Below are 4,023 nucleotides of genomic sequence, written 5' to 3' on the forward strand. Positions count from 1 at the left end.
GAGCCCATTGTACAGGTAAAGCTCTTCTTTGTTATTACTCTCCTGATAGGTGCGGCGCATATGGGGCTTGGTTTGGTATTCAATGTGATAAATCAGGTTCGAGCTAAGAGATTACAAGGGATGGTAAATGAGCTGGTAAAGATATGGTGTTTAGCGGGTGCTCTCTACTTCTTACTGGTACTCTTTGGTTTCTACTTCACGGAGCTCCAGGAGCACAACACACCGGTATTGCTGAGAAATGTAACCATATTCGTGCTCTTACCTATCGCTTTACTCTTTATACTCAAAGTGGCGGAGGAATTAAGGCATGAGGGCGGTGAAGGGGAAGGTGGAAGTGCCGGGAAGAAGAGCATCATGGATTATCTTATCATTCTCATCGATGGTGTAATAGATGCACTACTGGAGAATTTCTTCCGATTCCTCGCGAATACCGTCTCTTATGGCAGGATTCTGGCGCTCGCACTCTGTCATGCTGCTCTGATTGAGGTCTTCATCATCTTCACTTTTATGTGCTTGAAGATGCCGGTACCTGTATTAGGACCGGTAATGGCGGCGCTGGTATTTTTGCTTGGAACTGCACTTGTGATAGTTCTTGAAGCGATAATGGCTGGTATCCACACCATCAGGTTGCATTTCTATGAGTGGTTCACGAAATTTTACGAGGGAGGCGGGCACGAATTCTCACCTTTTAAGCTTCGTGTTCGTGGTTCTTGATGACTTGATGATAGGAAGGAGGCGAGGGCATCGGTCATAGCGCGGGAAGAGCCCCTAACCGATTCTATCATCAGTCCAAATTTAGCTGCGAAATTCCTCACTACCCTTTCAAATTCCTCATCTCTCTCATCTGCCTCCGAGTAGCATACCTTAATAACGCGTTTGTAATGATTCTTCAGCAGTTTTATTATATTTGAAGTATCTATCGCTGCTGCTGTTGCTGTTGCACTCCGGCATCTGTAGTTGTAGCCCCAGCCGCCAGCCGTTATATTTATGCTCGATTTCAGAATCACCTGAGGCTCTTTTATTATTGAAGCACCGGCAGGCGTCATGAAGAAAGTACCAGCCTCCTCGCTCAGCAGCTCTTGCACCCTTTCTCTGCCGAGAGCAATCTCTATGCAATTGTTCAATATCTCACCTCTTGCTCCTCTCGGTATCACTACGGGCACAGGGACTTTACGTATCAGCTCTTCCAGCTCGTCTGATGTGCAGCCACACAACCCGTAACCAAGCAGGACGAGATCAACCACTGGACTCAGTTCCTTCAACCCATCTCCTATCGCAGCCAGTAGCTTCCAGGGATAGTCATGCAATCTTAACTCCATCACTATAATAATCACCGAATCCATAAGCTTATTGTCCTTAATCTCACGCCTGATATCATCAAGACGCTTCTCTTTTATCTCTATCTCTTCCTCTTTAGCGAGCTCGGTAAGAAATCGCGTATTCATCTCCCGGCTCGCCATGAGGATTGCGGGATTCGTTGTATCTGGTAATACGATGAATACACGCTTGATGCCGGTCCATATAACGACATCATGTATCTCACGCCTCAGAATCTCACAGGTGATTATTCCGAGGTGCATGGTGCGTTTTGGCTAGGCTTTATTCCGCCACCACTTCCACACCATACTCCTTCTCAAGAAATGCTATGCACTCATCCCTAGTTAGTCTATGCCTGGCTGGTACCTTTTTTCGCTGTATCCGGCGCTCCTTTATTCGATAACCCGGTCTTTTCAGAGATACTGAGACGTCCATACCGAAGATACCGACATTTGGATCATAGCGAATACCAAAATCGGTATGTTCTGCAATTCCGAATGAGAAATTGCCGGAGGTATCAAATTGGCTCATATAAAGTTTATTCTGTATTTTAAATACGCGTGTCAGGAAATCATGTGCACGGGCACCCCGAAGAGTGACTTTACATGCGATTGCCTCACCGCGTTTTATACCAAAAGGCTGGATCGTCCGTTTTGCTGCGATTTTTATCGGTTTTTGACCGGCAATTGCGGGCTCAGCGAGCAGTTTCTCTGCTTTTGCCAGCTTCTCGCCACTCTCACCTACACCCATGTTTATCACTACTTTATCCACTTCTATCCTCCTCATTGGATTCTGATTCGATTCCATCTTTATTTACTCCCTCCCGTTCACTTCACTTCACCGGTATCGCTATCTTATCCTCTCCGACTACAAATAGATAATCCTCTATCGTCTCGAAACTCGTTCCATCCTCAAGTGACTTCAATATTACTACATTTGGCTCCGGACTTCTTACCACCTTTATCTCCTCTATCTCCCCTATCTGCGCTGAATGCCTCCCCCCGATTACCATCGCTTTACTGCCAACCTTATAAGCGAAATGCTGCGATATCGCGTTCGAGCCCAGAGTGAGCATGATAGAATCATGTGTTCTTACCTCTCCATCCTCATCTCCCAGCAGGAGGTTTCGCCCGTCATGCAGGTTCAATTGTATCACCCCTCCCCGTAACATCCGCTTGTTCTCCACGCGGCAGAGTTTATTCCTGGCTTCTTCTGGGCTTATCGGATGCAGTGACAGTTTACCACGCTTGTCCATCAATACCATGTAATTCGCTTCTATCTCCGGAATAGAGAGGATGTCGAATATACCAACCGGGAATTTATGGTCTTTCCTTATACGCCCGTCAACCAGAATCTTACCTTCATTCAGTATCCGCTTCGCCTCTTTACTGTTATCCGCCAATTTAAGCATATCCCTTACAATCAGGAGCAGAGGTATGCTCCTGTCCCCTGGGTGAGGTCCCGGTCTAGACTTTACAGTCCACCAGGCAATCTTCCTGCTTATCTGCCAGCTTCTTGGTGCCGCTATTCGCTTCTGATGCTTGCTCATTTTACACCGTCAATATATTATTCATTCTCCACCTATTTATTTATCACTGTAAGTATATTAATAGATGTTACTTAATTCTCACCTGCACTCGTAGGTGATATCAATTGTAGCGCTGACTTTCACTTCTTTAAGCTCGATTGGTGGTGATATCGCCTTTGGAGCTGGAGTTGGAACTGGCATGGCGTATTCACCGCCAAATACTTCTGTTCGATATGGCGCCACATAAGTACCACTCTCCCTTGCCGTGGCTATTCTGGTGATTTTAAGACCTAAACCACTGGCTATCGCATCAGCTTTCGTTCTTGCATCCTTACAGGCTTCTTTTAGCGCTTCGTTCTTCACCTCTCGCTTCTTATCTTCTGTCAATCCGAATTCTATCCTTCTCACTTTGTTGGCGCCTGCGTTCATGGCTTCTTCAATAACTGCCCCTATTTTATCCAGATCATGGAGTTCAACGGTTATTTCGTTACTCGCCCTGTATCCAATGATGTCTTCACCGCTCTTTTCGTAATCTCTAATCGGATAGACACTAAAATAAGTCGTTTCTATACTATCTTTTGGTATTCCGAGCTTTTTGATCGCTTTGATTATGGATTGCATCTTTAAAGAGTTCTCCTCTAAAGCTTCTGTTACATCCCTCGATTGCGTCTCCACACCCAGGTACACTTTAGCCTGATTCGGCTCTGTTTTTATAATCCCGGTTCCAGAAACAGAGATGGTGGAATTACCCTCTCCACTTGTCGCGTTCACGCCGGGATTGATGTATGCGACACACACAATAGCCAGGCAGATCACCAGTGTGGCTATTATTCCTATTGCTATATTATTTTTCATTTATTTGTATCTCAGCTATAGTTAAGAATGGTGCAATATAAGATTTGTGGTCAGTGGGAACCTATCCAACAAATCGTAAAATAATGCCCACACACGCGTGAGGAACTTTTTGTTTTTGAGCTGGACGCGATGGTAATCGATTAACCCCTTTCAAAATGTCACCATTCAGCAAGCCTTTGTAGGCTTCCTTTATCCCTGAAACCAAAAGAAATGGCAATTCCAACCAAAACGACACTAAGAGAAGCAATCTTTGTCACAGATGACAGAGTAAATCTAAAAGCCAACGGCTTTAAAGAGTGGTATTCTATGGCTAAAACAAGTTT

At 45.1% G+C, this 4,023-nt stretch carries 5 protein-coding genes; 1 reads left to right on the plus strand and 4 read right to left on the minus strand.

Annotation, left to right across the window (positions count from 1 at the left end; all coding sequences use genetic code 11):
* Nucleotides 1–714 (plus strand): hypothetical protein (locus J7J01_06405; GenBank protein MCD6210504.1); only part of this gene is annotated, 714 nt, incomplete at its 5' end.
* On the opposite strand, the gene J7J01_06410 is transcribed toward J7J01_06405, so the two are convergent.
* The 4 genes from J7J01_06410 to J7J01_06425 form a co-directional block, all read right to left on the minus strand.
* Nucleotides 657–1,580, minus strand: coding sequence for a DUF1638 domain-containing protein (locus J7J01_06410; GenBank protein MCD6210505.1), 924 nt, complete (start codon nucleotides 1,578–1,580; stop codon nucleotides 657–659). The genes J7J01_06405 and J7J01_06410 overlap by 58 nt on opposite strands.
* Nucleotides 1,581–1,599: 19 nt before the next feature.
* The gene (locus tag J7J01_06415; protein MCD6210506.1) at nucleotides 1,600–2,124 is read right to left on the minus strand and encodes a 50S ribosomal protein L5; all 525 of its coding nucleotides are present in this window, start codon (nucleotides 2,122–2,124) and stop codon (nucleotides 1,600–1,602) included.
* Nucleotides 2,125–2,149: 25 nt separating this feature from the next.
* Nucleotides 2,150–2,866, minus strand: coding sequence for a 30S ribosomal protein S4e (locus tag J7J01_06420; GenBank protein ID MCD6210507.1), 717 nt, complete (start codon nucleotides 2,864–2,866; stop codon nucleotides 2,150–2,152).
* 78 nt (nucleotides 2,867–2,944) lie between these two features.
* Entirely contained in the window at nucleotides 2,945–3,700 is a 756-nt protein-coding gene (locus J7J01_06425; GenBank protein ID MCD6210508.1) for an SIMPL domain-containing protein, read from the minus strand.
* Nucleotides 3,701–4,023: the final 323 nt, after the last annotated feature.

Source organism: Methanophagales archaeon, from assembly GCA_021159465.1.
In the GTDB taxonomy this organism is placed as follows: Archaea; Halobacteriota; Syntropharchaeia; order Alkanophagales; family Methanospirareceae; genus G60ANME1.